Annotated in this window: 4 protein-coding genes and 1 pseudogene; all 5 read right to left on the reverse strand. The window is 62.1% G+C overall.

The window, feature by feature from the left end:
* The coding region (locus tag AC1XOS_RS21345) for an Hsp70 family protein (protein WP_481964230.1) at nucleotides 1–466 on the reverse strand (466 nt) is incomplete at its 3' end.
* Between the two features lie 70 nt (nucleotides 467–536).
* Nucleotides 537–722 (reverse strand): annotated as a pseudogene (locus tag AC1XOS_RS21350) (Uma2 family endonuclease); the annotation flags it as partial.
* A 15-nt stretch (nucleotides 723–737) separates the two neighbouring features.
* Nucleotides 738–1403, reverse strand: a complete 666-nt coding sequence (locus AC1XOS_RS21355; RefSeq protein ID WP_481964231.1) for a CAAX prenyl protease-related protein — start codon at nucleotides 1401–1403, stop codon at nucleotides 738–740.
* Nucleotides 1404–1420: 17 nt separating this feature from the next.
* Nucleotides 1421–1669 (reverse strand): hypothetical protein, encoded by a 249-nt coding sequence (locus tag AC1XOS_RS21360; protein ID WP_481964232.1) that lies wholly within the window; start codon nucleotides 1667–1669, stop codon nucleotides 1421–1423.
* 21 nt (nucleotides 1670–1690) lie between these two features.
* The coding region (gene recG, locus AC1XOS_RS21365; protein ID WP_481964233.1) for an ATP-dependent DNA helicase RecG at nucleotides 1691–3328 on the reverse strand (1638 nt) is incomplete at its 5' end.

A 3328-nucleotide genomic window follows, 5' to 3' on the forward strand; every position in this document is an offset into this window, starting at 1 on the left:
TGACCTCTAGACCGGCTAGCTCTCCGGCATCCTTGGTAGCTTGGCGCTGGGAGTCATTGAAGTAGGCGGGAACCGTGATCACGGCTTTCGTCACCGCCTCGCCCAGCGCTTTCTCCGCGCTGTTTTTGAGCTCGCGCAGCACCCAGGCCCCGACTTCTGGCGCACTGACGAGCCGATCTCCCAGCACGATCTGGCAACCGCCAGTCAGTAAGTAAGGCAGGCTGCCCCGGAGTGCCTCGGCATCGCCGTCGCCCTTGCCCATCAGCCGCTTGGCCGAGTAGATCGTGCGGGTCGGGTGGGAGGTCAGAAAGGGAAGTGCGTCCACGCCCACGAGCGGCGTCGCGCCGCCCTCGGGGAAGTACACCACGGAGGGCACCAGCCCCCCGAGTACCTGGGGAACCCCGTCTTTTACGACGGCCACCAGAGAGTTTGTCGTGCCTAAGTCAATACCAAGAATCGTCGCCATGTCGCTAGAGTGTACCCGAAAGCCCTCCTCCCCCGGCCCCTCCTCCCGATAACGGGAAAGGAGGGGAGAGCTAGGGAAGTAAGTCCGCGACGGTGACGGGCATATTCGGAGCGGCAAGTGGCGCGATACTTCCGGTTGCCGCGACGACCTGTGTCTGTGTCCAGATGCCGTTTTGGGGATGGCGGTGCACCTCTAGTTGGCGATCTTGCAGATTCACGATCCAGTACTCCGCGATTCCCGCCGTGGCGTAGAGCGCACTCTTGGCTCTATTTTACCAGTAGTGCCAATAGCCTGTCTTGAGCACGTAGATCCCCAGCGCGGCGTTCGTAACTCCGTGCGCCACAACACAAGCCAGCAGAGATTTCGTGTGGCGTAGCAGCCCCGCCATCAGCGCGGCGTAGCCAATCGCCGCCAGCCACTCCGGGTGTGCGAGGGCGAAGAGCCCTGCGACGATCCCAAATGCCGCGAGCGAGAACTGCCCCAGTGGCAGCTCTTTCCACTTTTCCTGGTCGGTGGCAAAGCGCAGCAGAAACGAGCGCCAGAAGATCTCCTCCATCACCGGAACGAGAAGCGCCAGCCCGATAAAGCGCACCGTGAGAAAGCTATACCGAAGCGTCGGATTGGCAATCTCTTTGAAAGGGTTGTAGGCCGTGCGCGTTCCAATAGACCATCCCGCTGGTTGGAGTGCGTCCAGCCCTAGCCAGAGACCCAGCCCAAGCAACCCCGCAAAAATGCCTAGTCCCACGGCTTTTGCGTCCCAGCGAAGCTCACTCTTCCAAGCGCGGGCACAGACGAGCAGCGCAATCAGCACGAGCAGTGCCTTGATGCCGTAGACGAAGGGATAGAGCGCGAGGGGAAGCTTACCTTCCAGCGCGGTGAGCACCAGAAAAAGCACCATCGGGGCGGCGTAGGGGAGCCAGTCGGGTTTATTGGTCATGAATTAGCGTTTGGCAATCAGACTTGGTCAGGGAGCTCGGGGAGGGCGAGAGGACGGCCCTTGGGGCCATTGTAGAAGTAGAACTCGTCCTTGCCGTCCACCAGCCCCTGTAGCATCGGCTCATCGGTGTCAAGACGAATACCCTTGCGTGTCGCCTCCTGATCCAGAAAAAGCCGTAGGCGCTCCAGCTTAATGTCCTCGGGCAAGTTCCCCTTGATGGCAAACGCCACCGCCTTGATAGATACCGTGAGTTTGGTTCCTCGCATAGTCACTCTCCTCCGCTCAGTTTATCCGATCTGCAGTGCTTCGGCGGCGCGTTGGTGAGTGGCGACGGCCTGGGCGAGGAGCTGGTGCTCGGGGCGGGTGAGCTGCGGGTCGCGGCTGAGGAGGTCGAAGGCATCGGTGCGGGCTTCGAGGAGAATATCTTGGTCGCGCAAGACATCGGCGACTTTTAGGCTCGGGATGCCGGACTGGCGCGTGCCGAAGAACTCACCAGGGCCGCGCAGCTTGAGATCTTCCTCCGCGATCACGAAGCCGTCGCTGGTGGCGCACATCACCTCCATACGGGCCGTGCCATCGGGCGTGCTGGGGTCAGAAAGGAGCACACAGAACGACGCGTGCTCGCCGCGCCCGACCCGGCCTCGGAGCTGGTGGAGCTGGGCCAGGCCAAAGTTGTCGGCGTCCTCGATCACGATCACGGCGGCATTGGGAACGTCTACGCCCACTTCAATCACCGTGGTCGCCACTAATATCTGGTGCTCGTTCTTACGAAACGCCTCCATCACCGCGTCTTTTTCATCGGACTTGAGCTGCCCGTGAAGCAGCCCAATCGAGAGCTCGGGGAAGACATGGGCTTTTAAGTGCTCCGCCAGATGTGTGGCCGCTTTCGCCTCGCGCTTCTCAGACTCTTCGACCAGTGGGCAGACGATATAGGCTTGGCGACCTTGGGTCACCATCTGTTTAATGCCTGCATAGACTTTGTCCTGCTCGGCGCGCCGTTTCCAGTGCGTGCGGATCGGCTTGCGGCCCGGCGGCAGCTCATCGAGAATCGAGACATCTAAATCGCCGTAGACCGTGAGTGTGAGCGTGCGGGGAATCGGCGTGGCGGTCATGACCAGCACATCCGGGCGGACGCCTTTATCCGAGAGGGCGGCGCGCTGGAGCACCCCAAAGCGGTGTTGCTCATCAATCACCACCAGGCCGAGCTTATGAAACCCGACGCTTTCCTGGATCAGTGCGTGGGTGCCGACCACGATAGTTGTCTCGCCGCTGAGCAAGCGCTCCTTGACAGCGGCTTTTTCTTTGGCGGGCCGCGAGCCGGTGAGCAAGTCCACGCGCAGGCCCAGCTCCTCTAGCTTGGGGCGGATACTTTTCAGGTGCTGCTCTGCCAGAATCTCGGTGGGGGCCATGAGCGCCGCCTGGTAGCCACCCCGCGCCGCAATGGTCATCGCGGCCATCGCCACGGCAGTCTTGCCGGAGCCCACATCGCCCTGCACGAGGCGATTCATCGGGGTGTGCGAGGCCATGTCGTTTCCCAGCTCCGCGATCACCCGGTCTTGAGCGCTGGTGAAGGTGAAGGGGAGCACCGTGCGCAGCTCCATCACGGGGCCGATGGCATCGGGAAACGTAATCCCCGGCTGACGTGCCACTTCCCGCTTCTTCTCTGCGACGAGTATCTGGAGCGCAAGCAGCTCTTCATAGGCCAGCCGATGCCGGGCCGCCTGAAGCGCCTCGTCGCTCTCGGGATAGTGGATATTGCGGAGTGCAGCCTCGATTCCAGGCAGGCTGCGGCGCTTGCGTAGCGACTCGGGTAGGGAATCGGCAAACTCGCCGGCGCAGAGACTCACGGCCTCGTAGGCAAAGCGGCGCAGGCGTGTCTGGGAGAGGCCTTCGGTGAGTGGGTAGACCGGCACAATGCGGCCAAT

It is taken from the genome of Armatimonas sp. (genome assembly GCF_964826245.1).

Excerpts from the sequence above, each read along its gene's own strand:
- AC1XOS_RS21360 (WP_481964232.1), bottom strand. The coding sequence starts at position 1,669 with ATGCGAGGAACCAAACTCACGGTATCTATCAAGGCGGTGGCGTTTGCC.
- AC1XOS_RS21355 (WP_481964231.1), bottom strand. The coding sequence starts at position 1,403 with ATGACCAATAAACCCGACTGGCTCCCCTACGCCGCCCCGATGGTGCTT.